Here is a 25,023-nt window from a genome sequence, read left to right as displayed (position 1 = left end):
ATAAAAGGATCTTCTTTGTTAGTAATGTTGAAACAATCAAAGAGAAGACAACAAAATCAAGCGTTTTTACTGGATAAATTAGATATGCTGGCAATTCCGATAGTAACAGCTTTAAATATTCCTTCTTTTAGTTGTATTCGTGAAGGTTTCGGTGAAAATGCTAAGATTGTCGGCGGTTATATGGCTACAGAGGGTATTACGGCGAAGGCTTCCGCTAGCCTTGCTGCACGCTTATTAAAGAAAGAAAAAATAGGAATGCCTAAAATAAGAGATTTGGAAAAAGAGTATGTACTAGACTGGACATATTTTTCTGAATATGCGGGTGATATTAGTAATGTTCCGCAAAATGTCCGTATAATCAACTATCCGTTTTACGATCGTTATCGAAAAGAACTTTATTTGTTGGGTGGGTTGTTTGTTTTCTCTTTTATTTTGGTAACCATTAGTTTGTTACGTACACATCGCCGTTCGTTGATGGAGCGTAAGAATCTTCAAATGCTGGAAGAAGCGCACAAACGATTGACTCTTTCTATGAATGGCGGCAAAATTTCACTTTGGAATATTCAGGAAGGTGTTCTTGAATTTGATGATAATTATGTACGATTGGTTGGCATGGAACAACGGAGATTTACAAAAGAGGATATTATGAGATATACCCATCCTGATGATGTACAATTGCTTAGCTCATTCTACGAAACATTATATCAGTCTCCCAGTATGCAAATACAACGAATACGTTTTTGTTTTGGAGGGAAAGAGGCAGATTATCAATGGTATGAACTTCGATGCAGTACCTTGAAAGATGCCCAGGGGGAGATTATGTTGGCAGGCATTATGCAGAATATTCAAAACTTGGTAGAGCATGAACAACAGTTGATTCTAGCGAAACAGATAGCAGAAAAAGCAGAGCTGAAACAGTCGTTTCTAAATAATATGAGTCATGAAATCCGTACACCGCTCAATGCTATTGTAGGTTTCACAAATTTATTAATAGGTGAGGGGGCTGATGAAATAGAACCGGAAGAGAAAGCTGCCATGATTGAAATAGTCAATAATAATAATGAGTTGCTTTTGAAACTGGTGAATGACGTATTAGAGATATCTCGTTTAGATTCAGGCAACTTATCCTTTGATATAAAGGAACATAACATTACGAAAATAATAAAGGAGATTTATGTCACTTACCAAACATTGATTCAGCCTTCATTATGCTTTATCCTTGAACTTGATGAAACAGTTTCCTTACCCGTTAACATCGATTGCTTCCGTTTCACTCAAGTCATCTCTAATTTCCTGAATAATGCAAATAAATTTACCAAAGAAGGAACTATTACTTTGGGGTGCAGAATATATAAAGAGCATCAGGAAGTTTGCGTTTACGTAAAAGATACTGGCAAAGGGATTGATGATAAAGAACTAATGATGATTTTTGATCGTTTTTACAAGACTGATGAATTTGAGCAGGGGAGTGGTTTGGGACTTTCCATTTGTAAAGTGATTATTGAACGACTGGCTGGACGTATAGAAGTGCATTCAGAAGTAGGAAAAGGAAGTTGTTTCTCCGTTATTTTGTCTTTGGCAAATATAATTTAGTACAATAAACAGAAGGTATTTAAAAGAAAAAAGCAAATAATGAAAGATAAGTTCAAACCCTGGCAGAGGTGGGTACTATTCGCTCTTGCAATGGCTGTTATTTTTGCATCGGGAGTAATTATTTCATTCCTGATGGAACACAGCGCAGAGGTTGTAAATGTAGACTATAAGAAAAAGATAAAAATAAACGGAATAGAAGCACGCAGCATTATTTTTGCTGAAAACTATCCACGTGAATATAAGACGTGGGTGGATATGACATCGACCGATTTGCACAGTAGATTAAATGGAAGAACTTCTATCGATGTTTTAGCGCAACGTCCTGAAATGGTCATATTATGGGCTGGATATGCTTTTTCTAAGGATTATTCAACACCGCGCGGGCATATGTACGCTTTACAGGATATTGTTCATTCACTTCGTACTGGTGCGCCTATGGGGGATGCTGACGGTCCTCAATTTGCAAGTTGCTGGGTGTGTAAAAGTTCTGATGTTCCCCGTATGATAGAAGCTATTGGGGTAGATTCCTTTTATAATAATAAGTGGGCTGCATGGGGAGCCGAAATTGTAAACCCTATAGGATGTGCCGATTGTCATGAACCTAAAAACATGGATTTGCATATCAGCCGTCCGTCGCTCACTGAAGCTTTTAGCCGTCAAGGTAGAGATATCACTCATGCTACTCCACAGGAAATGCGTTCATTGGTCTGTGCACAGTGTCATTCGGAGTATTATTTCAAGGGGAATATAAAATATCCTACTTTTCCTTGGGATAAGGGCTTCACTGTTGAAGATTTAGAAAAGTATTATGATGAAATCGGATTTACTGATTATATTCATAAATTGAGCCGTGCCCCTATATTAAAGGCTCAACATCCTGATTATGAAATTTTCAAGATGGGCATACACGCCCAGCGTGGTGTGTCGTGCGCTGACTGTCACATGCCTTACAATGATGAAGGAGGGATAAAATATAGCGATCACCATATTCAGAATCCGTTAGCAGTGACTGAACGCACTTGTCAGACTTGTCATCGTGATAATAAAGAGACGCTCTGTAAAAATGTATACGAACGTCAGCAAAAGGCAAATGAGTTGCGTACACTTTTAGAAAAGGAGTTGGCAAAAGCACATATCGAAGCGAAGTTTACTTGGGATATAGGAGCTACAGAAAATGAAATGCAAGAAGCCTTGCTGTTAATTCGTCAGGCACAGTGGAGATGGGATTTCGGCGTATCTTCTCATGGCGGTTCTTTTCATGCCCCGCAGGAAACCATGCGTATTTTGGGGCATGGCTTAAATAAAGTATTCCAAGCTCGTATGCTTATCAGCAAAGTGCTTGTAGCGCATGGGTATACAGATAATGTACCACTTCCGGATATTACAACGAAAGAAAAAGCACAGCAATATATTGGTTTGGATATGGCTGTTGAAAAGGCGGACAAAGATAAATTTCTCAAAGAAATTGTCCCTGAATGGCTTCAAAAGGCTAAGGCAAACGGGCGTATTGTGAATTAGAATTTATTTTCACTATATTTGTCCGCAAAACAAATCAATGTACACAGAATATCAGCCCTCCCATTTGCTTGCTCCCTATGTTGATAATTACTGGGAATTGAAAGGTACTCCGGAATATGGTATGCGTATCCATATCCTGCCGGATGGGTGTACTGATTTTATTTTTACGCTGGGAGAAGTAGCTGAAGCAGTAGAGAAGGAGAGCCTGATTATGCAGCCGTATCGTTCTTACTTTGTAGGGCCGATGACAAAATTCTCCGAATTGGTCACTTACGCCGAATCCATTCATATGTTTGGTATCCGCTTTCTGCCTTGCGGGTTGTCCTGCTTCACAAAGTTGCCTTTGCATGAATTTGTGAACAGCAGAATCAGTACAAGGGAGATGAGGGCTGTTTTTGATGATACTTTTGTTGAAAGACTATGCGAACAGGAGCATATAGAAGGAAGGATACAACTGGTGGAAGGATACCTGCTGGCGTATTTGGCCCGTCATTATCAATCTGCCGATTCCCATGTCGCCATGGCGGTAAATATGATTAACCAGTCCGGTGGCAAACGTTCTGTCCGCAGCTTGATGGACGAAGTTTGTTTGTGCCAGCGCCATTTCGAACGGAAGTTCAAGTATTACACCGGATACACTCCTAAAGAGTACAGTCGCATTATCAAATTCAAGAATGCTGTAGAATTGTTAAGGAATACCGCACCTTCCAATCTGTTGACTACGGCGATTAATGCGGGATATTACGATTTAGCGCATTTCTCGAAAGAAGTGAAATCATTGTCGGGTAGTACTCCTACGTCATTTCTTTCACTTACTGTGCCGGAAGATACGACGCTGACCTATATCGAACCTGGAAAGTAGGCTGGTAAAAGTCGATTTTTTACAATAGAAAAGAACTTCATGCCGTTATCTTTGCAATCGTAATATAAATCCAATAAGATTATGTCAACAAAAACAATGAAAGAGAAAGCAACCGAGTTGTTGCAGAGGTGTGAAGTGGTAGTGCTTGCTTCTGTAAATAAAGAGGGGTATCCCCGTCCTGTGCCGATGAGTAAGATTGCAACAGAAGGAATTTCTACTATTTGGATGTCTACCGGATCGGACTCATTAAAGACTATTGACTTTCTGGCAAACCCGAAAGCCGGATTATGCTTTCAGGATAAGGGAGACAGTGTAGCATTGACGGGAACGGTGGAAGTGGTAACCGACGAGAAGATGAAACAAGAACTTTGGCAGGACTGGTTTATCGAACATTTTCCTGGAGGTCCTACCGAACCGGGCTATGTGCTGCTGAAATTTGAATCGAATCACGCAACTTATTGGATTGAAGGGACATTTATTCATAAGAAGCTGGACTAATCACTTCATACAGTCCTATTCCCGTGCGATCTGGAAATAATAAGAGAGAAACATTCTTTCCTTTCGAAGAAGAATGTCTCTCTCTTTTTGATGATAGTTGGATAGATAGTATATCTATTTTTCGTGTTTCATTTAGAATTCGAACTTCTCCAGTTTCATTTCAGCTAATTCCTGAATGATACCTACGTACTTGCTGAAATGAGAAGATTTCTCGTGAGCTGCCAATACTTCAGCATTCTGCCATGTTTCACAAATCATGAAAACGTCGTGACGGGTACTGCTTTCGAAAGTATCATAAGCAATGCATCCTTCTTCCTTCAAAGAGCAAGCAGTCAGTTCTTTAGCTGCCTCAATCGCTTTTTCGCGGTTTGTCTCGCTTACGCGGACGAAAACATTTAATCTAATCATAGTCTTTATTATTAAATGATTAAAAATAGCTTTATCACATCTTTGGTAATAAATCGCAGGCAAAGATACTATTTTTGTGCTTTTTCGGATACCTTGTTCTTTAAATTTCACCAAAACGTCATATAATCATAAAAAACGATTATATTTGCCCTTGAAATCAAAAAATAACTATTTTGGGCGCAACTCTTAAATTTGTTCTGGCTTAATATTAGCCTCACGAACCACAGGCTAATTTCTTTCGTTTGAGTAATTCCACTCGAACCGGTTTTTCATTTTGTTATTTTTATTATTTACTGCATGGTTTCTCGAAACGTATGCGATATGAAAACGAATGGAAAATTTCGTAAGAAATAGTAAGCAGAACATAGAAAAAGAGATTGAAAGAATTGAGCGACAGCCGATTGCCCCACTAGATAAGATTAAGCAGATTATTGATGTCATACAGATGTCTCTTATTCTGTTGAAATCCGCCGTTGCCGAATACCAATTTCCGAATCCGAAAGAAGAGATTCTTTTCTTTAAGACCTGGAAACCACAGATTTCCGGGCTGTTGATGTTTTATGTCCGCTTGTATCAGATTGAAAAGAAGCGTATCGGCGAATCTCCGTCTTCCCAATGCAAATATCTGAAGTCGGAACTGGAGAGCTTGAAAAAACACTTCCTGAATAATTCTTTCTATGATTATTACCGTACCGGCAGGACGGAACTCGACGAACAATATTTTGTCAGAAGAAACTATGATATTCTGGCAGACACCCGTTTCGGGTTGCTGGACAGGGATTCTTCTTTCACTACCCTGCATGATTCAAGTGTGGCTGAAATCATAGCCAACAATCGTTTAGCGGAATACCTGTCTGCTCAAATAGAGATATTATCAGAGGAACTTCATTTGAAATTCACTTCAATGGTAGAAAACCGGCTATTGCAGTGGACGGACAGCAAGGTCGCTTTGGTTGAGTTTATCTATGCCCTGTATGCGGGCAAATGCTTCAACAATGGAAATACCAGTTTAAAAGACATAGCCTTTTGCTGCGAGACTCTTTTCAATATTGAGATTGGAGACTTTTATCGCATATTCCTGGAAATCAGAAACCGGAAGAAGAGTCGGACGCAGTTTCTTGATAAGTTGAAAGATAAAATTATAAAGATGATGGATGAGCTGGACAAATAAATTTCATGTCGTCTTGTGACATCTTGTGAATTATACAAATGGCTAATATCCAACTTTGCGGAGAAAAAGATTTGATTCACAAAGAAAGATAATAGCTTTTGTATAATTATGGAAACAACATTTACATGGGAGATAAAGGTGAAGAATACTCCTTTATTGATTAAAAAATGCAGCCACTGTGAGAGTGACCGCTTTTATTGCAGTGATAAGTTCAGAATGAATGCACAGAAAAAGAACATTGATGTCTGGCTGATTTACAGATGCGTGAAGTGCGATAACACTTGTAATATGACTTTGCTGTCACGTACCAAACCGGACTTGATTGATAAAAAACTGTTTCATAGCTTTTCTATGAATGATCGAGAAGTGGCTTGGCAGTATGCCTTTTCAGCCGGAATGGCAAGTAAGAACAAGCTTCAAATAGACTACGATAGCGTTGAATATGAGGTGATAAGTAATATCTCCTTCGAAGATATTATGAATATGAACAACGCGATAATAAGTATTCGGATCGAATGTGATTTTGAATTGAACCTGAAATTATTATCATTGATAAAAAGGTGTTTTTCTCTTTCCACTACCCGGTTGAAGCATTTGTTTGAAGAAGGAAATATTTCTTTGCTTTCCGGTAAGACGTCTCCAAAGTGTAAGGTAAAGAATGGAGATATAATTTTGATAGATCGAAAAAGCTTGATTGATATTTTGGGATAAGATCGATTTTACAGTTTTTTTTAATAGCTTTGTGATATAATCATTCGGATGCTGTAAATGAGGTTGTACTATAAAATCAAAGATATGAAAAAGGTATTTTTATTAGCTTTTGTTTTGTTTGCATGGAGTATGGTTGTCAATGCTCAAGAAAGTGATGGGAAATATATTGAAGTGACAGGTTCTTCGGAGATTGAAGTCGTTCCAGATGAAATACATTTTCTGATTCAGATTAAGGAGTATTGGCAGGAAGAGTACACAGGTAAATCTAATAAAGAAGAAGATTTTCGGACGAAAGTGCCATTGGCTATGATTGAAAAGGATTTGCGTCGGAGTTTGCGCAAAATCGGAATAGCGGATGATGCTATCCGTACACAGGAAATAGGGGATTATTGGCGCCAGAGAGGAAAGGAATTTCTGATAGGTAAGCAATTGGATATCCGGTTGACCGATTTTGAGCAGATCAATTCCATTATCCGTTCTGTCAACACATGGGGAATTGAGTCCATGCGCATCGGAGAATTGAAGCATAAGGATTTGCCAATGTATCGGAAGCAAGGTAAGATTGAAGCATTGAAAGCTGCCCGTGAAAAAGCATCTTACTTGGTGGAAGCGATGGGGCAGGAATTGGGTGAAGTGATCCGTATTGTAGAACCTGTTGATAATAATATAAGCCGTTATCTTCCTTTTCAGGCACAGAGCAATGTCAGCATGGGGACGGCTGCTACCGAACAGTACCGTGTCATCAAGTTGAGATATGAAATGACTGCCCGTTTTGCCATCAAATAAAAAATGCCTATCTTTGCGGCATGACTAAAAATAATAAATTGGATTTGGTTTGATAAACAATCTGTGTTTCTGACACAGGTTGTCCTTTCGTTTGCTCTCGGATGATTCCATTCGAGGGTGTTTTCTATGTTTTTATAAATTCAATTTTTAACTTGCGTACAATGGTGTGAAAAGCATTGTTATGCTTTTCAACGTGTGCGCTCTATATATTAAGATCATGAATAACGAAAATCAAACAATTCACAAATCCGACGATAACCTAACTATTTATGGTTGGAATGAGAAACTCAATCAGCTAAAACAAGAATCAATATATAGTACCCTTGCTCATGGGCGTGTCTCTATTGTACATCGTACTTGCTACGAGGTAATTTCCGGAAACGGATTGTTTCAGTGTGAACTCACGGGAAATATGATGTATGGAAAATCGGATGATGAATTACCTTGTACAGGTGATTGGGTCATTTTTCAACCGTTCGATGAACATAAAGGGATTATAGTTGATAGGTTGCCTCGTGAGCGGACATTGTATCGCAAGAAAAGTGGCACGGTTGCTGATAAGCAGGCCATTGCTTCTTATGTCGATAAGGCATTTATTGTGCAGAGCCTTGATGATAATTTCAATGTTCGCAGGGTAGAACGCTTTATGGTTCAGATAATGGAGGAAAATATCAGCTCTGTATTGGTTCTTAATAAAGCCGATTTAGATTTTGACAGACAGAGTGTTGAGGAACAAATAAAACATATCTCCAGTCAGATACCCGTATTTTTCACGAGTATTCATCAGCTCGAAACAATTGTCCGGTTACGGAAGTCCATATCGGAAGGCGAAACGGTTGTGTTTGTCGGTTCTTCGGGTGTCGGGAAAAGCTCTTTGGTGAATGCTCTTTGTGAAAAGCCGGTATTGCTCACATCTGATATAAGCCTGTCCACAGGAAAAGGCCGTCATACTTCGACCCGTCGTGAAATGGTATTGATGGACAGTTCGGGTGTTTTAATCGACACTCCGGGCGTCCGTGAATTTGGCTTGGCCATTGACAATCCCGATTCTCTTGCCGAAGTACTGGAAATCTCCGATTATGCTGAATTGTGTCGCTTTAAAGATTGCAAACATATCAACGAACCCGGATGTGCTGTTTTAGAAGCAGTTAACAGTGGTGTATTAGATTATAAAGTTTATGCGAGCTATCTGAAACTTCGTCGGGAAGCGTGGCATTTCTCTGCTTCCGAACATGAGAAACGTAAAAAGGAGAAATCCTTTACCAAACTTGTGGAAGAAGTGAAGAACCGCAAGGCAAATCGTTGATCTCTATTGAAACGATGCAGGTATCTCCAGATGCCTGCATCGTTTTATACTAGCTTAAGCTTATATCTATTTGGGATTTATATTTAGAAGAGCTTTTTTATTACTTATTGTCGTATCTGCCTGTAAAAAGCAGTTTCCCTTTCTGTGTATATTGTTCTACGAAATCACCTTTGTGGGAAGTGTACATATTTCTGTCATGTTCATATTGTTTCCATAAATCAAGTTTAAGCCGTTCATATTCTTTCGCAATAGCTGTATTTGTTTGAAGATAATCTCTGAAATACAATTCATCATTATCTCCCTCATAACATAAGTGTAGATGAAATACCCGTTCGGCAAATCCTTGTAATGTATAACCTTTATTGAAATCAATGCGACTGTCGTTCTCTGCCATGCAGATATAGCCGCATCTTTCAATTGTACCTTTCAAATCGACGACTTTTTCTTCTCTTGGGATTTCCACAAGTATATCTATGGTAGGCTTTGCCCAAATTCCTTTAATTGCTGTGCTACCTATATGGCTAATACGTTCAATACAGGGAAGTCTCTCTTTCAGCAACTCCGCTTCTTCCTTATACCAATCTGCCCAATAGTCTTGGTGTGCAGTCAGGGTTATGGGGAATAATTGCCAAAGCTCGTCTAATGATAATTCAGTTAATTTCTTTTGTTCCATATCATGTGGCAATTGTTATTAATAATAAGTGACATAGCTATATAGATAAATTACAGCCAAAAATCAATTAATTCTTTTATTTCCTATTTCATTATCAACATTCTTTTTTGTATTAATGTTTTATGCTGATAATGGTTAGCAGGGAACGGCTTGTCCGTTATCCTGCGTTGTTAGCATTATTTTTTTTGTTTCATCCATTGTAAAAGTAAATTTTCAATCTCTTTTACACCTGTTTCCTTAGCCAAAGCAAGAGGGGTGCTGCCGTTACTATCTTTTATATCAAGGTCTGCATGATATTCTAAAAGCAACTTCACCAGTTCTATGTTATTATTGGCAATGGCTTCCATAATCGGATATATTTTATAGGTGTCGCATGGACTTTGGTAACCATTTACGTTAATGCCATGCTCCAGCAAGATATGGGCTAACTTTACGTTAGACAATTTGCAGGCGTATGTCAGGAGCGTAAGTCCATACTCATCGCTATATACTCTATCGTTTATGTCCTTGTATCTGGTAAGGGCATATTTTAGTACATCTTCTTTGTCAAAGTAGATTGCCGTATAGAGTATATCAAACTCGTAACAATCGTTACCCATTGCCATAGGTTCATCTTTTGCTGCCAGCAACTGTTTTATGGTTTCCACATCATTGTTGCGGCAAGCAACCCCTAACGGATAAAGCTGGTAGGTTGCATCCCGTATAGTATCTTGCAGCAATGGGCTTGCTTTCACGCTATCCAAACTACAAAAAAGCGTTGCAAGAAAAAGTAATGTCCAATTTATTATTTTCATATTAACTTTTCTAAGTCGCATGTTAATGCTAATGGTTAGAAAGGAGCATCGTCAGATGCTATCTTTCGTTGTTAGCAACCTATTTGAAATAATTAATCAATTTATCGTTATTAGGAATATTCCCAGTATGCCACAAATGGATTTGTGACTTTATTACCTTCAATTTTTCCATAAACATATATACAGCCAGCCATGAAAACAGAAATATCTTTCATGCAAATTTCGTTGATTTGAAAGATGAAGCTATTTCCATCTTTAACCACTTTACCATCATTATCTAATCCCCATTGAATAGGCATTACATTACCCCCAAATTTGATTGCACAATTTTTTTTCAGGCATATCTTTTTCTGTACTCATTTCGTATATTGAATAAATTTCATCTATTTCGGGGTGTTTATATCTATCACTTTTGCTTTGACTACTTAATTCATGTTCAACCAACAACAATTTACAATCGGGATATGTGTTATATTCCAATGCAACATCAAATTCCGGAGTGAAAATAGATATTTGCTTGTTGGGATTTAAAGGGTTTTGAAATGTTAGATAAAAATAGAGATTATCTTTGTCCGATAAATACTTATCATCAAAACAAGCTGGAGCATTTCCACCAACCCAACCAAAGCAGTCTTTTTGGTATTCACCAATGCCGTAGTATATTGCATTTTCTCTTGTTTTAAGTATTCTTTCTATATCCATAATAACGATAATGATTTGATTGGTTGCTAATGGGTTGCAGCTTGCCGCCGTTAGGCGGAACAGGTGCATGTTATGTGCATTTACTTCCAAAATTGTCCTGCAAGTGTTTCTCTAAATATCGGCTTACAACTCCCCATCCTTCGTTATCAGGGCAGTCATAGTACCATAGTTCTGCTGCAATGTCATCCAGTTTGCGGATAGTATCTGTATCTCACAAGGTTGTTATTTTCTAATCTACTATCTCACTATTTATATACGCAAAATCATGTATTGCTGTAATTCTGGAACTATGTATTGATACAACAAATCCATTAATATCTAATGCGTTGAAAAGTATATAATGATTGTTGAAAATTAATCCTATACCTATCAAGTTTTTCTTTTCATCAGTAAATAGTTCCACTTTCAATACACATCCATACTCGCACTTAGAATGTGAAAAAACAGTAAACTTATCCTCTTCTTCAATATCAAAATAACACTCTATCTTGTCAGCTATTTTTGTTGTTATATGTCCACTATTAGAATCTAATACAATATAGAAATTGTCAAACTGTAAATATATCCACCAATACATTGGACTAAACAAATAAAAATTCTCTTGTTTCTCCGAATAACCGGAGACGATTATATCTTTTAATTCGTAATTTATAATATCTCCAAACATAATTGCTTTTCTTATAAATTGATATATCTACTTTAACATATTTCACATCGTTATTGCACATAATGGTTAGCAGGGAACGGCTTGTCCGTTATCCTGCGTTGTTATCAACCTGTTCTAACCTCAAAGTTTATCAGACCGCTTAAATCTGCCGATTGTTTGCGTGCTAATATCAATGTATGGAAGTGTTTTGACTATCTCAATATTTTCAAAGTTCTCACTTCCACCCATTGCCAATAGAAGGGAATACCCGAAACATTCATCAATGTTAGGCGTTCCGAGTTTCTCTTGTATTACAGGATAATTTTCTAAATCAAACCAACCTTTCAAGAAACTTTGATTGAAAATTATTTTATTCAGCAGTAATATGAGATTATCAGGGAGTATTAAATACGTTCCGTATCTGACATTCAGATAAACGATGTAGTTATTCAGTTTCGGATTCTTTACGTAGGCAAAGACATCACCGAAAGCCGTACACATGAATGGCAGAAACGATTTATCATAGTCCATGACATAACAAGAGTTTAGCACTTCTTGGTAATCGGACGGATTTATGATTTTAAGCATCCCGTCACAATAACTGCCCAACCCAACTTCTTGCCATAAAGTAGTCAGTTCGGGATAAGACAAATCGGCATATTTAGCAATAAAGGTATCATCTACTGCTTGCCTGATACTATTGAGGTTCTTTTCTAAAAATTTCTCGTACATATTTGTGCGCTTTATGGTTGATAATGGTTTGACGGGGAACGGCGTTAGTCCGTTATCCCGGCTTGTTAATATTAAATTTATGTTTCCTGATAGATTGTTTCAGAATATAATTCTGTCGAAAGAATAATAGATTTTAATTCTCCATTAGGCTTATAATCAAATGAATGTTGTAACGTATCCTGTTCAATATCATTTCTATCAAATTGTCTTATAACTATTTTTTGTAGGCGGTCATTTTCATAAAAATATGTTTCTTCTCTACTTCCACGAGAACCCTTTGAATACATTTTCTCTATTTTACCATTACTTCCATATAGATAATATCGGACATTTACAATACGTTTGCTATTATCATATGCAATAGTTTTCATGAGTTCCTTTTCATAAATGAAAAAGGTGTAATAGAATTGATTTTTAAGTTCCAAGCCCTCTCGGATTTCTATAATTTGATTTTTTACATCGAAATAATAAGTAAATAGGTTATTAGTTGTTTTGAGAGAAGTTACATTTCCAACTATTTTCCCTTGCTTAAACCTGTTTCTTTGATAAGAATAAGGGGATATTTCGTAGAACTCACCTTTGTAATTCTCTTCCCTTACAACATTCTTATCAATTTCTCTTTTCAATTCATCAAACATATTTCTCAATGAATTAAAATCATCTTTCAATTTATCAGGTATCATAGTGTTTCCTTTTAATATTAATGCGTTAATAACCACACTTCATGGTGTAGTTCCTAATCTCTATTATTCTCATATATTTACTACCTGCTAGTTTCATATTATTAGTCCTTATCGATAGGAAATGAAAGTAAGTCATCAATCATTCTGCTTTGAATCTCGGTCACCCCATTTCCCCAAAGTAAAGCTAATCTTTTGATAGCTTTAACTCCCTGTTCTTGTAATTTGGGTGAGAGACGCCCAGTGATTTTTATTTGTCCAAAGGCAGTAGCGTAAGTCACCATGTCGCTTTGTGTCATATCCATTTCTTTCTTTGAAGCTAGTTTTTTAACCACTTCGGGGTCAAGACTTTCAACAGGAATATATTCCATGCCCCAGTCGTGTTCTATCAGATACTTGGGATAATCAAGAAAGTTGAGTTTGGGATTTTTTCTGATCGTTTCTTCAAGAGAATCTAACGTATCACTTCCCTCATCGCTACCAAAAGGTGCTTCTTCGTCTACGCAATCATAATAGAGTTCTTCCGTGAAGTGTTCGGTAAATCGGGGATGAGAAGTTTTGGGGTGCAAACCATATTCTTCGGAATCAATATAAAATCTGTGCATGAAGTCGAAGTTGGCGTCTTCTACATATCCTTTTTTCTTTTTCGAGTGAATAAGTTTCTCTGCTTGTTTCAGGCATTCTTCTTCTGTATCGAAGTCTTTGATTTCAAATTTACCGATACTGTCGAACTTACCATAATTTACAGCAAAATCACAGCCACTATAATCAATCCACCAAAATTTATGAGATTTCTCATCTTTATAAATAAATGCTCTTTTCATAATATTGTGTGTTTATTGTTGGGAGAGAGTAATGTCTCTACTATACACAAAAGTAGGAAAACTGTTGAGTTATCACCTATATGTCTTCGTATTTCTTCTGTATTTTTACAAAATAAGTCTTGTTTATTCATTTTTTACTGTTTTTTCGAGAAAACAGCAAAAAAGTTTGAGTTACGCAAAAAGGTTGCGCACCACTACGCCTATCTTTGTCGAAGAAATAAGAAAACAGGTCAAGTACGGGTTACTTCAACACACTCTTTAAGGTAGAACATTACCAGTACGATTATCTGTTTTCCTGTTTCGTAAAGGGGCAGTAGCTCAGTGGGTAGAGACGGTCGTCGGTTCGACTCCGGCCTGCTCCACAAAAAACAAATATAGAGGTAGGACAGTAGCTTCGGGATTATCTGAAATGAGGTCAACCGGGGCTTACTTCTTAACGGTGGATATTGCTGGTTCGAATCCGGCCTGTTCTACCTCTTTTTATCAACTTAAGGTCAAGGAAGACTTACTTCAACACTGCAGGAATGCTCCATTGATTCACAGTCTTCCGATTACCTTACTTAAAACACAATGTATGAAAAAAGATTAGTTGAAAGTACCTATCAGTCTAATTGTTGATCTCTATTGAAACGATACAGGTATCTCCGGATGCTTGCTTTGTAGATTGAAGTGCTGTTTGTTATTGTTATCAATATCGTATATCCGCGTGTTTATTATCTTTTCTTGATTTAAATTTGCCTTTTCCCTGTCATATCCGTAACTTTGTAAACTAAAGAATCCGATATGAATCAGGAGTTATTAGTAACAAAGCCGATACAATTCTATTCTCCGTAGATGCGCTTTCGGTGGTAAGAATTAGGATAGCCGGGAAACGAATTGTCAGGCTATTGAGAAAGAATGTACGATTAAGAATACAAACTAAAAATAGTGGCATAAATGATAACTTCCTGTATAGCAATAATATTCGGTTTTCGCTTTTTCGGCAGAGGATTGCATGAAATCTCCGGGGAAGAAATGGCGATTATTGCATTTTTCATGTTGTTTCTGTTTGTTCCGTGCCTGTGGCTTGTCAGGTATTTAAAAGATGACGAAATAGATTCAAACAGACAGGATAAGCTGGTGGAGATACATATTGCCCTGACCATCGTTCTGACTGTTGCGGGTGGTGTCTTTTCCCGGATGTCCGTACTTGTCAATAAGTGGATAGACGAACAACCGTTCATTGTTGCAGCTTACATAGCGTTGGCACTTAGTGTTTTTGGTGTCGTTATTGGCAAAGCTATTGATTTTTGGGTATATTATTTGAAGAAAAGAATATTCTAAAACAGTATGATAGAGTACATGAATATTCCGGTTTTGGTTTGTGTCTCCCTGTTAGGGGTGGGGGCTTTTGTTATGATAGTAGGCTCGCTATTGAAAAAGCAGTGGGCTACGGATGGGAAAAAGACTTCGTTATCCATTTACCTTTTATATCTTTTCGCAATGTCAGGTTCCGGCTGGACATGGTATAATAGCATACATAAAGCCCGTGCGTTGGCAGAAGGCAATCGATACACTTTAGCCACTTATGAAAAAGTGTCGGGTGTCATTAAAGGGGGACATAAGGTACGCCAGTTCGGTTTTTATGTGGATGGAGTGAAATATAATACTACAACGACATATCCCAAATTTTTGGGTGTCAGCAATCCTTTGCGTATTATAGTGAGGTATGCCGTCAGCAACCCTGAATACAATAAGGCTTTGGGGGACGAGTTTGTCCCCACATGGGTACTGTCCCCACCGGAAAGAGGTTGGAAACAATACCCGCCTGCTATTCATTGGGAAGGTGCTGTGCTGGATTCTGTTTATATGCAATCATTACAGGGTAATAATTAAACCGATGACGGTAAGTGCCGTATATACGCAGTTGATATAAAATGCAGCCATCAACAGCCAGGGGATATATTCCGACTTTTTGAATAAAGATGCAGGCTGGATGATTAGCAAAGTAAGAAAAAGAACAATGCTAAAACCGACCTGACTCATCAGCAACCATTGCGGATATTCCGTAATGACAGCCGCAGACCATGCTTGGAGCAAGGGAGTTATATTTTGCAGAAATACGTGAGCCGCAAAATATCCTAGAGAAGAAATGGCTTCTTTCCTCTGCCGTAGGAGCACATTGATAGTATAAACGCCTATTCCGGCTTGTCCCAGCAGTATGGATAACTGAAAAAAGTCGAAAATCCAATAGATGGGATTGCTGGTAGTGCCATCGTTGGCAAAATAATCATAGAAACAGAGTGAGGACACGCAACTTGCTGCGACCAACCCTGCACAGATAAGTGAAATGATTCTTATATTCATTGTATTCAGCATAATAAATCGGAACTAAAGCCCTGTACTTACTTTCTTTTTACACCTTTCCCGATAATTGAATCCGCAGCTACGCATCCTTGCGAACGGCTGTCAATCGAGCCGCCCCTGTAATCCCCCGCAACGAAGTAGCTGCCCGCCGGGACGACAACCGCAGTCGTGGTAGCCGTTGCCGAATCTATGGGTACAACGCTTTTACAGATGTTCACCTTCATGCCATTGGGCAGACTTTCGCAATACTCTTCACATTCATCTTCTTCATAGAAAAGTTTCCGTATGAATACCCATTCACACTTTTTGCCGTTCACGATACATTGCTGATCCTGAAAGCGGACAGTATCGCCCGGTAGTCCGACAATTCGTTTAAATGCCCTTTCCTGAAAGCCGGGAATGTATGAATGATATGCGATTACGTCCCCATAAGTCAGAGAATCCACCGGAATAAGATTTACTATTTCACCCACTTGATAGTTCGGGTACATTCCGGCACTGGTCAATTCAACTTTTGGGTTACATGCCGCCAATATCAATAGCATGACAAGCAAATACAATAACTTTTTCATAAGATTGATTTCATTCATCCAGAAAATCATCATTACTTAGATAATACTCAATAGCCTTTATACAATCTTTGTATAATGTTTTGGGATTCAATTTATATTGAAAGCTCAATATATCCTTAAATGTTTCAACATCGACCAACGAACTCATGCCCAAATTGTATGCTTGTTTGGGGACTTCACCATCTTCTGTTTCCACATATCCATCCTCTTCTTCCGATTCAATGACTAAATATTTGCCATTCTCCAAGTTCTCTGTTTCAATAACACTTTTTGAGCAATAGATATAAGCGTCACATGGTATTGCTTTATAAGCATTGATTAAATCTCCGATAGTTCCAAATTCTTTCATATATACTAATATTAATACATTATTTTTTTTCTTTCAGATACTTTTCCAATGCAATATACACTTCTTTCCGATAACTGACAAAAATAGTTTTATCTGTTTGGGACGAATTTTTCTTTTTCCCGTCATAGTGCGGAATATTGGATAAAAACAGGCTATACGAGAAAATCATGTTCTCCTCTATTTTACGGGAAGGTTTGAATGACTTGGCAGGTATGTAAGAATAAATACCCTCTTTACAACGGTAGGGCTTATACATTTGCACAACTCCCCACGAGTTTATCTCATCCACCTGGATGCTTCTTTTCCCGAACAGGCTTCGTGCTTCTATTCTATCTTCGCAAAGCAAAATCTTACTGGGTAGTGCCCAACAGATTAACAGGATAGACAAAGATATGGGCAACAGGAAAATAAAGAGGACTTTATTCTCACTTAAATTGGCTACACATAAAAAGTAGATCATAAATGCACAGAATATACTACATATGACAACTCCTGCCCAAACAAACTTATTTGTAGGGTAAATCCAGAATATCTTTTTCCCGGAATCCTTATCTCTCATTTTATCATTATTCTTTTATATCCTCCTTATACCCTCTAAGGCACTATATCGTAAATGGTCTGATCGTTATTCTTGAAAATGGTTTGTTCAATCAATTTTCCAACATGAACGATGCTGTCAATATCCGCATTGACTTTCAGGCTTAGAACCGGAGCAAATTTCACATGATCGTAATCTATGGGCGTGTTGTTATAGGTCGTTTCGATAATTGGGTAATTATGCTCTTTGGCAAACTGCTTCAATGTATCCAGATAGGGAAGTTGGTCTTTGCTCATGGCTTCAAAATCAATGTAGAACTTTCTGTTATCCTGCATGAAATAGATACAATCCACACCATTGGCACAGATACCCGTAAAATCATATTCCGTTCGTCCTGCCTTTACGTTTTTCAGCACGCCCGGCAACTTATCCATTGTAATCTGTGCGGCTACCGGAATATAAGGATTTATACTCTCACTCTGCGTAGCTCGCTTGTTTCCATATCCACATCCCAGTAAACTCAGAATAGAGGCAAGTATTCCCATCGTTATTATTTTAAAGTGTTTCATATTCAAATTACTTTTATGATTTCATCTATTTCATTGAAGTAGACTGCAAATATACGTTATGTGCTTCAATCCTATACTCTGATTTTTATCATATATATTCTGATAACGTCTGGTGGCTAATCGACCATCAGGGCGATTCATCCGCTTGTTTTCTGTATTATTTTATTTCTAAACAATATGTATGACGCCAATAAACAAAGTAAAAATGGTATTGTAGTATCATACAAGCACATTGTTCCAGAAAATAAAATTATCAAAATAGGAATAAGAAAAAATGATAGGAAACTATACAGTATGCTGTTTCTAACTCTTGCAAAGCAGTTCAAGAACAAAGTGATTGCTCCGGTAGATAATGCCAAAATTCCCAAAATTGACCAAGCCAATGCCATACCTCTATAAGAAACATCCATATCTGGTACAGGTTTTATATTTTGAGTCCTTAGCCAAAGAATACCCGTGGTACACAATAGACTAATACATAATATTCCAAACCATATTTTCAATAAGAGTTTGATTATATAGTATTTCTGTTTCATTTTTCGTTTATTTATTATCAAGTTAATGTCCGGTGGCAGCATTTTAATTCAAGCTATCTTTCATCATTATTCGTAGTTGTTTTTGTGTAGGTAATGTTTTCCATCCTTTATCTGGTGCTTTTAGAGTAAACCAAGATGGTACGCTGTCTAATATTAGATGTCGGTCGGGGGCTTTTGCTAAGAATGTTACAAAGTAACGGGTTCCGATTGGAGTGTTTTTACTCTCGGCAAATGATATAAAAAAACTTCCTTTATATAAAGTCTTATTATATACAAATTCATATTTTGCACTTTGCCCTCTATAAGCAGAACTGTATTTAACAAGAGTTACTATAGAATATATGCCATCTTTTCTTACATTGTTATTTCTAATTGTTGAGACAGCATACAATAGAATGAATACTACAATAGGGATTATAAATTTTAAAATCTTGGTTTGCTTAATCATATTTATTGCTATTCTATATACTTTCATTTTTTTACTCTGTTGGTAATATTATGCGGCTTGCCGCCGTTAGGTGGCACAGGTGCTTGTTAGCTGCACTTTTCCAATTTATAAATAAGCCCTTTTATTGTACTTGCAATTAATATTTCTTTATCATCAGGAGAGAAGGAAATATTACCATAGCCGATATTCGATAATTCAGCCAATATTTCCATATTAGGGAACGTACAAAGTTTTAGATTATTATCTTGATATAAGGCAATCATCTTGTTGTTATGCGAAAGTTGTATATCCAAACAGCCTTGTTGGTGTTTAATCGGCAGTTCTATATTCAAGGGCAAAATGCGAAAAGCAAGATTGCCCTCTTCTGTAAAGTATAACACTTGCTCTAAATGTTCACTATACAGAAAATTTGCATCGTCCAAATCACAGAATGTTTGTTCAAATGTTCTGTTGTCCATATCAAACCAAAGATAGAAGTACCTATTCTTTTCACTTGTCCCTTCGTTCGGTTTGCGAAACCCATCAATGAAGTATAATTGGCGTGAAGGGATATAACGTATTTGGTTATACACTTCTCTCATATCTTCACGAAATCTTGTTTCCTTTCCGTTTTCAATATCATAAACCGATATATAGCCGTATGGAAAATCATACCCCAAATTAATGATATACTTATTATCATGTGAAATACAAGCGTCACCATCACCATTTGAACTGCCTACTTTCGGTTTGAGTTTGCAACGGATTGACATAGTTGCCAAATCATACACAACAAGTTTACGATCATTATCTTTTGCCAAGAGCAAGTTGCTGTCATTTGAAAAGAAAACAGAAGCATTGCCTACTTCTTTGAATTGTGCTAAATGCTTATATGTTTCATTTTCAAAGATGTTTATCTGACTACTGTTAACTTGTGCAATCAAATGTTTATCGTTCGACATCTTTAGAAAATATGACTTCTTAAAAGTTTGTATCAGTTCCATATTCATTATTTTTTTAATTGGCAGCTAATGTTTGACAGCGTTCCGCTTATTCAGTCGGTTTGCTGTTTGTTATCGGTCTATTTCATTACACCTAAAATTTTTTCAAGTACTTCTTCCGGCTTATACCGCAAACTGTCAAATACAGTTTCTTGATATAGCATTTCACGAATAAGCGAAGGTTCTGATAATTCCATGTTTTTTCCAATAACGGAACATAATAATCGTGTGACAGAATCCACCAAAGTTCATCTTCAGGAAAAGCCTTAACTTTATATTCGACATAATTCTTAGAATGTATTCTTTGTATGATTTCAAGAAGTTCGTCACACGATAATGGAATATGGAGTAATGGTGGAGTCCCTATTGAAAGCCTAAGAGCAACCATACAAATAGAGTCATCTTCCATATATTCAGAAAGAATATCTTTAGTAATAACTTTGTGAGTTAATTCAGAAATTTTCTTTATTATATTCAAACATTTATTGTCCTTTTCACTATCATACCCACGTAGTAACCTCGATATTTGCAGACATATTTTTTCTATTTGAATAATTTTAGGTTCTATTTCTTCTCGTAGTTTCATAAACTTTTTCTTTTTATTGTTTGACCGATAATGGCTTGCAGCTTGCCGCCGTTAGGCGGAACAGGTGCTTGTTAGCAATGTTTTTTGTTTCACCACGGTCTTTGATTTGGAATAGACTCCACTTTACCAGTATATATATGGACATAGTAGAAGACGCCCTCCCAGTTATATGCCTCTATCTTTTTCTCATCATAAAGTATTATGTTCATAAAGGGGGAGTCGACGTTTGGTCTCACATCTTCTATCTGCCAAAGAATCTCTCCATCAATATTTTCGCCTGTGATGTTCCTGTTGTACCTTTGTTTAACAGGTGGCGTGTATAGCTTGATGATAATATCTCCGCATGCGATCTCTTTTCGCACCTCTAAATCTTTTATGTTTATATCTTCCATTTTATTATTGATTTATTGCTAATGTCTATCGGCTAACTAACTTTTCGGAAGTTAAGCCGTTTGTTAGCATTTATTTTTACTTTATCATGATGTTTTTATTGTTGATTTTGATATATTGTTTCCCAATTAAATACTCCCTAATTCATACTGTATATATTTAAGATTATTAGGCTCTAACTTTTGATTATTTAAAAACGCTTGTCGATACTCTTTTAATGTAGAACGATTAGGGGCACTATATTGATCTTCTCCAGTATTTGTATTTTCCCACATACAAACAGGGCAAATATCAAATATTTCCATTTTTCTATATACTTTATAGTTACAACATGGACAACAATATCCTAATAATGACACCGGCTTATCAATTAACTCAATATGAATATTATATAAAGCAAAGAAAATCTCTTCAATGTATTCATTAGTAACTAAATCATTATATGAAAATCGATCAAGTATATACTTATTATTACTATATTTTTGAATCTCTTTAAAATCCAAACTGTTGCTTTTGTCATATACTTTTATTTTGGAATTATAATCAGATATTATATCTGCCTTTTCTTCATTTGATAAATGGAGAAGATGGTGGTATTTTATTAACCTAATAGCTTCTTTTCTTTTTAATTGGATCATTTTCTCAGTTTATTTTCAATGCTAACGTTATGCTAACAGCGGTCATTTAATGTTTCGCTGTTGTTTTTTCTAAGTATTTAATTAAATCTCTTCTTCTAAAATATCGTCCAACAGGCTTTTAATTTTGCTTTTGTAAGTGTTTGCTATATGGACGTACATCGCTGTTGTTTTTATATTCTTTATTTCATCAGTCATATTATCTATATTATATGACTACCTATAAGTTGTCTCCTTGTCTATCCAATTACAATATTTGATAAATTTACACTATATGCTATAATTTCTTATTCTGACTTTTAATGTTTTGTTTATCAGTAAATTATATTCATATTGTTTTGCTGTATATAATTATGCCTCTAAAGATACGGTTTTGTCTAATTATTCACAAAGGAATCTGTTAGTTTTTTCCTCTATCCTATACAATTTCATCCTTTGGCAGCCAATAACTTGCTTTACACTTATGAAAGCCAGTTCGGTGTAGTAGAGACAATGGCGCGTATCGAACAAACATTGAAAAATATGGGAATCCCAGTATTTGCGAAATTCGACCACGGCAAGAATGCTCAAGATGTGATGGCGACAGAATATGGGCTTGATAAAGAACCGGTGATTGGAAAGATGCAGAAGTTGCTGGAAAAGATTGTTATTCAATCGGCCAGCGTTTATTAAACAAGAAATATAAAACAAGATACTTTATATTTTAAATCATATAGAGAGTGGCCCCTTTTCCGAAAAAAAAGTTTGAGTTACGCAAAAAGACTGCGCATCACTGCATCTATCTTTGTCGAAGAAACAAGAAAACAGGTCAAGTACAGGTTACTTCAACACACTTTTTTAGGTAGAACATACCAGTACGATTATCCGTTTTTCCAGTTTCGCAAAGGGGCAGTAGCTCAGTGGGTAGTTACGGTCGTCGGTTCGACTCCGGCCTGTTCTACCTCTTTTTTATAAACTAAGGTCAAGGAAGACTTACTTCAAAACCGCAGGAATGCACCATTGATTCACAGTCTTCCGATTACCTTACTTAAAAAACACAACGTATGAAAAAAGATTTGTTGAAAGTATCTATCAGGCAACATGCAATTTATTTGCCAGCGATAGAAGGAACTGAAAAGCGCGAAGCATTGACTTCGACTACTGTAACATTGGTTGCTCAACTTCGAAAAGTGGGATATAGCTTATCCGAAGAGTTGCTGCATGCTGTCAATCAGTTGTATCCGGCACAACAGGTGGAGATTCTTCAGGTGATGAAAGAAGTATTGGGTGTGTCACTCAACTGGGCTCCATTGGTGAAAGGCTGGGATACACCTACCGGAGAAACACGTTTGGATCATTGGATTACATGGCTTGCTAATATGTTCAATAGTAAGAAAGGTGTGAAACTATCTTGCGGACACGTGATTCCTGATAATACATTCCCCTTGGAACGATACAACGGTTGTCCGTTCTGCGGAACTCCGTTTGAAACGGCATCTACAGAATATTTCGGACAAGCCAGTAAACTGAAAGTGTTGGAACTTTGGCAGGAAAAAGAGCTGAATGTTTTCTTTGGTGACTTGCTGGAATCACGTACGGCCCTTGATGCAACACAAGCGGACAGCTTGAAAATCTTGCTGGCTGAACTTCCGTTGCCGGCAGTCGGAATCAAGATGAAAGAAACTCTAATGCTGGTGATCGACACACTGGTAGAGCAGGATAGGGCACAGGAAGCGCAGATTTATTTCTCTGCTCCGAATGATATATTGCGTTATTTGTGGTATAAGAAAACCGGATTCTTGCAAATCATAGAGCCGAAGGCCCTCATTCGTAAAGCGGGTAGAAACAATGCACATCTGTGCAATGCTTTGGATAAAAGCCGTTCGGCTGCCCAGGCAAAGCGGGAAGAATTAAAACTGAAATATACCCGTCGCGAGTGTAAAATGGTGGCTCTTTGGTTGAACAATTTGGCGATGACACCGGAGAAGTCTTGTGAAATGATGCATCCGAAAAGGGAAATGTGGGTACGTATGATACGTGCATTGCGTTTGGCGGAATATGCTCGTAAACCGGGATTCGAAAATTTGAAAGAGTTGATGGACGTATTCTACTGTCAGGCATATACAGTTTGGCAGGGAGAAGTGGAGCGTAGCCGTTTGAAAGCAGATGCGACACAGACATTCGCTTTGTTGAAGCAACGTCCGGGTATGTTTGCACGTTCCTTGTTTGCCAATATGCTTTGGTTCGGTCCGGAAGAGACGTTGACGGCATTTAAAGAAGTCGTTCATTTGTTGCCGGCTCGTTTGGTGGTCACTTTGGGTATGTATGCGGAGAGTTACTTTGAGCAAGGACATAAGAGAATGGTGAAGCCTTTAGGTGGTAATGCGCTTTTGATAGAGCCTCACTATTTGGTGAGTCTTTATATGGAAGACCAGCTTAAAGAGATGGTGAAAGAGGTACAGGATTTGTGTAAAGAGGTTGTTGCTGCCCGCTTTGCTAATGCGGGTGTCGGGAGTGGAAGCGCAAGTATGTATATTGATCCTATGTTGTTTCATATTCCATTGTCTATCGGCGACCGTAGCGAAACGGTTCAGGATACTTCCTGTGCCTTGCAGGGTACACGTTTCCCGGTGGAAGGAGATAAAGTTCGATTGTTTATGCAATGGGGAAAAGGACTTCCGGCACAGCATTTGGATATGGACTTGAGTTGTCATATCACTTTGCCTTCAACGACAGAAGTATGTTCCTACTTCAATCTGACTGTTATTGGTGCTAAACATAGCGGAGATATCCGAAGCATCCCCGACAAGAAAGGTACTGCCGAGTATATCGAATTGGATTTGAATGAGTTGAGCCGTGTAGGTGCGCAATATGTTGCTTTCACCTGCAATGCGTATAGCAATGGGGCTATCTCTCCTAATCTGGTGGTAGGTTGGATGAACTCCGCTTACCCGATGAAAATATCGGAGAGAAACGGAGTGGCTTATGACCCTTCTTGTGTTCAGCATCAGGTGCGAGTTTCTCAAAGCGTGCAGAAAGGACTTGTTTTCGGAGTCCTGAAAGTGAAGGAACGGGAAGTGGTATGGTTGGAAATTCCTTTCGGCGGACAGACGGTTCTTTCTTTGGATACACAGACTATTGAAAAGTATCTGGATAAACTGGAAGCCAAAACCACTGTGGGCGAACTGTTG

Annotated in this window: 30 protein-coding genes, 1 tRNA gene and 1 pseudogene; 14 read left to right on the top strand and 18 right to left on the bottom strand. The window is 37.5% G+C overall.

Features of this window, described 5'->3' with window-relative positions; translation table 11 throughout:
• From BXY_RS21265 to BXY_RS21250, 4 genes are all read left to right on the top strand, one after another.
• Positions 1-1,593: sensor histidine kinase (locus BXY_RS21265; RefSeq protein ID WP_208946888.1), on the top strand; the 1,593-nt coding region annotated here is incomplete at its 5' end.
• 39 nt (positions 1,594-1,632) lie between these two features.
• A complete protein-coding gene (nrfA, locus tag BXY_RS21260) occupies positions 1,633-3,111 on the top strand; it encodes an ammonia-forming cytochrome c nitrite reductase (protein WP_015532931.1) in 1,479 nt (492 codons plus the stop codon).
• 37 nt (positions 3,112-3,148) lie between these two features.
• Positions 3,149-3,973, top strand: a complete 825-nt coding sequence (locus tag BXY_RS21255; protein WP_015532930.1) for a helix-turn-helix transcriptional regulator — start codon at positions 3,149-3,151, stop codon at positions 3,971-3,973.
• A gap of 81 nt (positions 3,974-4,054) precedes the next feature.
• Positions 4,055-4,471: a pyridoxamine 5'-phosphate oxidase family protein gene (locus BXY_RS21250; RefSeq protein WP_134993521.1), complete on the top strand. Its 417-nt coding sequence runs from the start codon at positions 4,055-4,057 to the stop codon at positions 4,469-4,471.
• Between the two features lie 132 nt (positions 4,472-4,603).
• Here the strand turns inward: BXY_RS21250 and BXY_RS21245 are convergent, their stop codons facing one another.
• On the bottom strand, positions 4,604-4,879 hold the full coding sequence (locus BXY_RS21245) for a putative quinol monooxygenase (protein ID WP_004313343.1): 276 nt from the start codon (positions 4,877-4,879) through the stop codon (positions 4,604-4,606).
• Between the two features lie 331 nt (positions 4,880-5,210).
• Here BXY_RS21245 and BXY_RS21240 point away from each other — a divergent pair, with 331 nt between their 5' ends.
• The 4 genes from BXY_RS21240 (at position 5,211) to rsgA (ending at position 8,853) form a co-directional block, all read left to right on the top strand.
• Positions 5,211-6,050 carry an RteC domain-containing protein gene (locus BXY_RS21240; RefSeq protein ID WP_008025610.1) on the top strand — a complete coding sequence of 280 codons (840 nt, stop codon included), beginning with the start codon at positions 5,211-5,213 and terminating at the stop codon, positions 6,048-6,050.
• Positions 6,051-6,158: 108 nt separating this feature from the next.
• Positions 6,159-6,761 (top strand): DUF1062 domain-containing protein, encoded by a 603-nt coding sequence (locus BXY_RS21235; RefSeq protein WP_008643537.1) that lies wholly within the window; start codon positions 6,159-6,161, stop codon positions 6,759-6,761.
• An 84-nt stretch (positions 6,762-6,845) separates the two neighbouring features.
• Positions 6,846-7,547, top strand: a complete 702-nt coding sequence (locus BXY_RS21230) for an SIMPL domain-containing protein (RefSeq protein WP_049703320.1) — start codon at positions 6,846-6,848, stop codon at positions 7,545-7,547.
• A 217-nt stretch (positions 7,548-7,764) separates the two neighbouring features.
• Positions 7,765-8,853, top strand: coding sequence for a ribosome small subunit-dependent GTPase A (gene rsgA, locus BXY_RS21225; RefSeq protein WP_015532927.1), 1,089 nt, complete (start codon positions 7,765-7,767; stop codon positions 8,851-8,853).
• Between the two features lie 100 nt (positions 8,854-8,953).
• On the opposite strand, the gene BXY_RS21220 is transcribed toward rsgA, so the two are convergent.
• The 7 genes from BXY_RS21220 to BXY_RS21190 form a co-directional block, all read right to left on the bottom strand.
• On the bottom strand, positions 8,954-9,526 hold the full coding sequence (locus BXY_RS21220) for a GrpB family protein (RefSeq protein ID WP_015532926.1): 573 nt from the start codon (positions 9,524-9,526) through the stop codon (positions 8,954-8,956).
• Between the two features lie 176 nt (positions 9,527-9,702).
• Complete coding sequence (locus BXY_RS21215) at positions 9,703-10,320, bottom strand: ankyrin repeat domain-containing protein (protein WP_015532925.1); 618 nt, start codon at positions 10,318-10,320, stop codon at positions 9,703-9,705.
• 303 nt (positions 10,321-10,623) lie between these two features.
• Positions 10,624-11,022: a hypothetical protein gene (locus BXY_RS21210; protein ID WP_243442509.1), complete on the bottom strand. Its 399-nt coding sequence runs from the start codon at positions 11,020-11,022 to the stop codon at positions 10,624-10,626.
• Between the two features lie 229 nt (positions 11,023-11,251).
• A complete protein-coding gene (locus tag BXY_RS21205; RefSeq protein WP_015532922.1) occupies positions 11,252-11,689 on the bottom strand; it encodes a hypothetical protein in 438 nt (145 codons plus the stop codon).
• 120 nt (positions 11,690-11,809) lie between these two features.
• Positions 11,810-12,400 carry a T6SS immunity protein Tdi1 domain-containing protein gene (locus tag BXY_RS21200; protein WP_015532921.1) on the bottom strand — a complete coding sequence of 197 codons (591 nt, stop codon included), beginning with the start codon at positions 12,398-12,400 and terminating at the stop codon, positions 11,810-11,812.
• 77 nt (positions 12,401-12,477) lie between these two features.
• On the bottom strand, positions 12,478-13,083 hold the full coding sequence (locus BXY_RS21195) for a hypothetical protein (protein WP_015532920.1): 606 nt from the start codon (positions 13,081-13,083) through the stop codon (positions 12,478-12,480).
• 101 nt (positions 13,084-13,184) lie between these two features.
• Positions 13,185-13,904 carry a WGR domain-containing protein gene (locus BXY_RS21190; protein ID WP_008643530.1) on the bottom strand — a complete coding sequence of 240 codons (720 nt, stop codon included), beginning with the start codon at positions 13,902-13,904 and terminating at the stop codon, positions 13,185-13,187.
• A gap of 307 nt (positions 13,905-14,211) precedes the next feature.
• On the opposite strand from BXY_RS21190, the gene BXY_RS21185 reads away from it, so the two are divergent.
• The 3 genes from BXY_RS21185 (at position 14,212) to BXY_RS21175 (ending at position 15,779) form a co-directional block, all read left to right on the top strand.
• A tRNA-OTHER gene (locus tag BXY_RS21185) sits at positions 14,212-14,266 on the top strand.
• Between the two features lie 574 nt (positions 14,267-14,840).
• Complete coding sequence (locus tag BXY_RS21180; RefSeq protein ID WP_009039876.1) at positions 14,841-15,227, top strand: hypothetical protein; 387 nt, start codon at positions 14,841-14,843, stop codon at positions 15,225-15,227.
• Positions 15,228-15,233: 6 nt separating this feature from the next.
• On the top strand, positions 15,234-15,779 hold the full coding sequence (locus tag BXY_RS21175; protein ID WP_049702482.1) for a hypothetical protein: 546 nt from the start codon (positions 15,234-15,236) through the stop codon (positions 15,777-15,779).
• On the opposite strand, the gene BXY_RS21170 is transcribed toward BXY_RS21175, so the two are convergent.
• From BXY_RS21170 to BXY_RS21150, 5 genes are all read right to left on the bottom strand, one after another.
• A complete protein-coding gene (locus BXY_RS21170) occupies positions 15,762-16,250 on the bottom strand; it encodes a hypothetical protein (RefSeq protein ID WP_134993604.1) in 489 nt (162 codons plus the stop codon). The genes BXY_RS21175 and BXY_RS21170 overlap by 18 nt on opposite strands.
• 38 nt (positions 16,251-16,288) lie before the next feature.
• Positions 16,289-16,822, bottom strand: a complete 534-nt coding sequence (gene lepB, locus BXY_RS21165; protein WP_049703322.1) for a signal peptidase I — start codon at positions 16,820-16,822, stop codon at positions 16,289-16,291.
• Between the two features lie 10 nt (positions 16,823-16,832).
• Positions 16,833-17,171, bottom strand: a complete 339-nt coding sequence (locus BXY_RS21160) for a DUF7716 domain-containing protein (RefSeq protein ID WP_015532916.1) — start codon at positions 17,169-17,171, stop codon at positions 16,833-16,835.
• Between the two features lie 19 nt (positions 17,172-17,190).
• Complete coding sequence (locus tag BXY_RS21155; protein ID WP_227237032.1) at positions 17,191-17,631, bottom strand: hypothetical protein; 441 nt, start codon at positions 17,629-17,631, stop codon at positions 17,191-17,193.
• A gap of 134 nt (positions 17,632-17,765) precedes the next feature.
• Complete coding sequence (locus BXY_RS21150) at positions 17,766-18,278, bottom strand: hypothetical protein (RefSeq protein WP_134993605.1); 513 nt, start codon at positions 18,276-18,278, stop codon at positions 17,766-17,768.
• A gap of 177 nt (positions 18,279-18,455) precedes the next feature.
• Here BXY_RS21150 and BXY_RS21145 point away from each other — a divergent pair, with 177 nt between their 5' ends.
• Entirely contained in the window at positions 18,456-18,677 is a 222-nt protein-coding gene (locus BXY_RS21145; RefSeq protein ID WP_008643522.1) for a hypothetical protein, read from the top strand.
• Positions 18,678-18,857: 180 nt separating this feature from the next.
• On the opposite strand, the gene BXY_RS21140 is transcribed toward BXY_RS21145, so the two are convergent.
• From BXY_RS21140 to BXY_RS21120, 5 genes are all read right to left on the bottom strand, one after another.
• Complete coding sequence (locus BXY_RS21140) at positions 18,858-19,289, bottom strand: hypothetical protein (RefSeq protein WP_015532913.1); 432 nt, start codon at positions 19,287-19,289, stop codon at positions 18,858-18,860.
• Between the two features lie 59 nt (positions 19,290-19,348).
• Positions 19,349-20,245, bottom strand: a complete 897-nt coding sequence (locus BXY_RS21135; RefSeq protein ID WP_008019653.1) for a WD40 repeat domain-containing protein — start codon at positions 20,243-20,245, stop codon at positions 19,349-19,351.
• A gap of 91 nt (positions 20,246-20,336) precedes the next feature.
• Positions 20,337-20,828, bottom strand: a complete 492-nt coding sequence (locus BXY_RS21130; RefSeq protein ID WP_015532912.1) for a hypothetical protein — start codon at positions 20,826-20,828, stop codon at positions 20,337-20,339.
• Positions 20,829-20,917: 89 nt separating this feature from the next.
• On the bottom strand, positions 20,918-21,220 hold the full coding sequence (locus BXY_RS21125) for a hypothetical protein (RefSeq protein WP_015532911.1): 303 nt from the start codon (positions 21,218-21,220) through the stop codon (positions 20,918-20,920).
• Positions 21,221-21,346: 126 nt separating this feature from the next.
• On the bottom strand, positions 21,347-21,856 hold the full coding sequence (locus BXY_RS21120; protein ID WP_008643510.1) for a CPCC family cysteine-rich protein: 510 nt from the start codon (positions 21,854-21,856) through the stop codon (positions 21,347-21,349).
• Between the two features lie 435 nt (positions 21,857-22,291).
• On the opposite strand from BXY_RS21120, the pseudogene BXY_RS21115 reads away from it, so the two are divergent.
• Together BXY_RS21115 and BXY_RS21110 are read left to right on the top strand one after the other, a co-directional pair.
• Positions 22,292-22,525, top strand: a pseudogene (locus tag BXY_RS21115) (hypothetical protein); the annotation flags it as partial.
• A 371-nt stretch (positions 22,526-22,896) separates the two neighbouring features.
• Positions 22,897-25,023 (top strand): hypothetical protein (locus tag BXY_RS21110; protein WP_208946887.1); only part of this gene is annotated, 2,127 nt, incomplete at its 3' end.

Source organism: Bacteroides xylanisolvens XB1A (assembly GCF_000210075.1).
Lineage (GTDB): Bacteria > Bacteroidota > Bacteroidia > Bacteroidales > Bacteroidaceae > Bacteroides > Bacteroides xylanisolvens.
The sequence above is the reverse complement of the archived record's forward strand: the minus strand, read 5'-3'. Positions and strand labels throughout refer to the sequence as shown.

Excerpts from the sequence above, each read along its gene's own strand:
- nrfA (WP_015532931.1), top strand. The coding sequence starts at position 1,633 with ATGAAAGATAAGTTCAAACCCTGGCAGAGGTGGGTACTATTCGCTCTT.
- BXY_RS21255 (WP_015532930.1), top strand. The coding sequence starts at position 3,149 with ATGTACACAGAATATCAGCCCTCCCATTTGCTTGCTCCCTATGTTGAT.
- BXY_RS21250 (WP_134993521.1), top strand. The coding sequence starts at position 4,055 with ATGTCAACAAAAACAATGAAAGAGAAAGCAACCGAGTTGTTGCAGAGG.
- BXY_RS21245 (WP_004313343.1), bottom strand. The coding sequence starts at position 4,879 with ATGATTAGATTAAATGTTTTCGTCCGCGTAAGCGAGACAAACCGCGAA.
- BXY_RS21240 (WP_008025610.1), top strand. The coding sequence starts at position 5,211 with ATGGAAAATTTCGTAAGAAATAGTAAGCAGAACATAGAAAAAGAGATT.
- BXY_RS21235 (WP_008643537.1), top strand. The coding sequence starts at position 6,159 with ATGGAAACAACATTTACATGGGAGATAAAGGTGAAGAATACTCCTTTA.
- BXY_RS21230 (WP_049703320.1), top strand. The coding sequence starts at position 6,846 with ATGAAAAAGGTATTTTTATTAGCTTTTGTTTTGTTTGCATGGAGTATG.
- rsgA (WP_015532927.1), top strand. The coding sequence starts at position 7,765 with ATGAATAACGAAAATCAAACAATTCACAAATCCGACGATAACCTAACT.
- BXY_RS21220 (WP_015532926.1), bottom strand. The coding sequence starts at position 9,526 with ATGGAACAAAAGAAATTAACTGAATTATCATTAGACGAGCTTTGGCAA.
- BXY_RS21215 (WP_015532925.1), bottom strand. The coding sequence starts at position 10,320 with ATGAAAATAATAAATTGGACATTACTTTTTCTTGCAACGCTTTTTTGT.
- BXY_RS21210 (WP_243442509.1), bottom strand. The coding sequence starts at position 11,022 with ATGGATATAGAAAGAATACTTAAAACAAGAGAAAATGCAATATACTAC.
- BXY_RS21205 (WP_015532922.1), bottom strand. The coding sequence starts at position 11,689 with ATGTTTGGAGATATTATAAATTACGAATTAAAAGATATAATCGTCTCC.
- BXY_RS21200 (WP_015532921.1), bottom strand. The coding sequence starts at position 12,400 with ATGTACGAGAAATTTTTAGAAAAGAACCTCAATAGTATCAGGCAAGCA.
- BXY_RS21195 (WP_015532920.1), bottom strand. The coding sequence starts at position 13,083 with ATGATACCTGATAAATTGAAAGATGATTTTAATTCATTGAGAAATATG.
- BXY_RS21190 (WP_008643530.1), bottom strand. The coding sequence starts at position 13,904 with ATGAAAAGAGCATTTATTTATAAAGATGAGAAATCTCATAAATTTTGG.
- BXY_RS21180 (WP_009039876.1), top strand. The coding sequence starts at position 14,841 with ATGATAACTTCCTGTATAGCAATAATATTCGGTTTTCGCTTTTTCGGC.
- BXY_RS21175 (WP_049702482.1), top strand. The coding sequence starts at position 15,234 with ATGATAGAGTACATGAATATTCCGGTTTTGGTTTGTGTCTCCCTGTTA.
- BXY_RS21170 (WP_134993604.1), bottom strand. The coding sequence starts at position 16,250 with ATGAATATAAGAATCATTTCACTTATCTGTGCAGGGTTGGTCGCAGCA.
- lepB (WP_049703322.1), bottom strand. The coding sequence starts at position 16,822 with ATGAAAAAGTTATTGTATTTGCTTGTCATGCTATTGATATTGGCGGCA.
- BXY_RS21160 (WP_015532916.1), bottom strand. The coding sequence starts at position 17,171 with ATGAAAGAATTTGGAACTATCGGAGATTTAATCAATGCTTATAAAGCA.
- BXY_RS21155 (WP_227237032.1), bottom strand. The coding sequence starts at position 17,631 with ATGATCTACTTTTTATGTGTAGCCAATTTAAGTGAGAATAAAGTCCTC.
- BXY_RS21150 (WP_134993605.1), bottom strand. The coding sequence starts at position 18,278 with ATGAAACACTTTAAAATAATAACGATGGGAATACTTGCCTCTATTCTG.
- BXY_RS21145 (WP_008643522.1), top strand. The coding sequence starts at position 18,456 with ATGTATGACGCCAATAAACAAAGTAAAAATGGTATTGTAGTATCATAC.
- BXY_RS21140 (WP_015532913.1), bottom strand. The coding sequence starts at position 19,289 with ATGAAAGTATATAGAATAGCAATAAATATGATTAAGCAAACCAAGATT.
- BXY_RS21135 (WP_008019653.1), bottom strand. The coding sequence starts at position 20,245 with ATGGAACTGATACAAACTTTTAAGAAGTCATATTTTCTAAAGATGTCG.
- BXY_RS21130 (WP_015532912.1), bottom strand. The coding sequence starts at position 20,828 with ATGAAACTACGAGAAGAAATAGAACCTAAAATTATTCAAATAGAAAAA.
- BXY_RS21125 (WP_015532911.1), bottom strand. The coding sequence starts at position 21,220 with ATGGAAGATATAAACATAAAAGATTTAGAGGTGCGAAAAGAGATCGCA.
- BXY_RS21120 (WP_008643510.1), bottom strand. The coding sequence starts at position 21,856 with ATGATCCAATTAAAAAGAAAAGAAGCTATTAGGTTAATAAAATACCAC.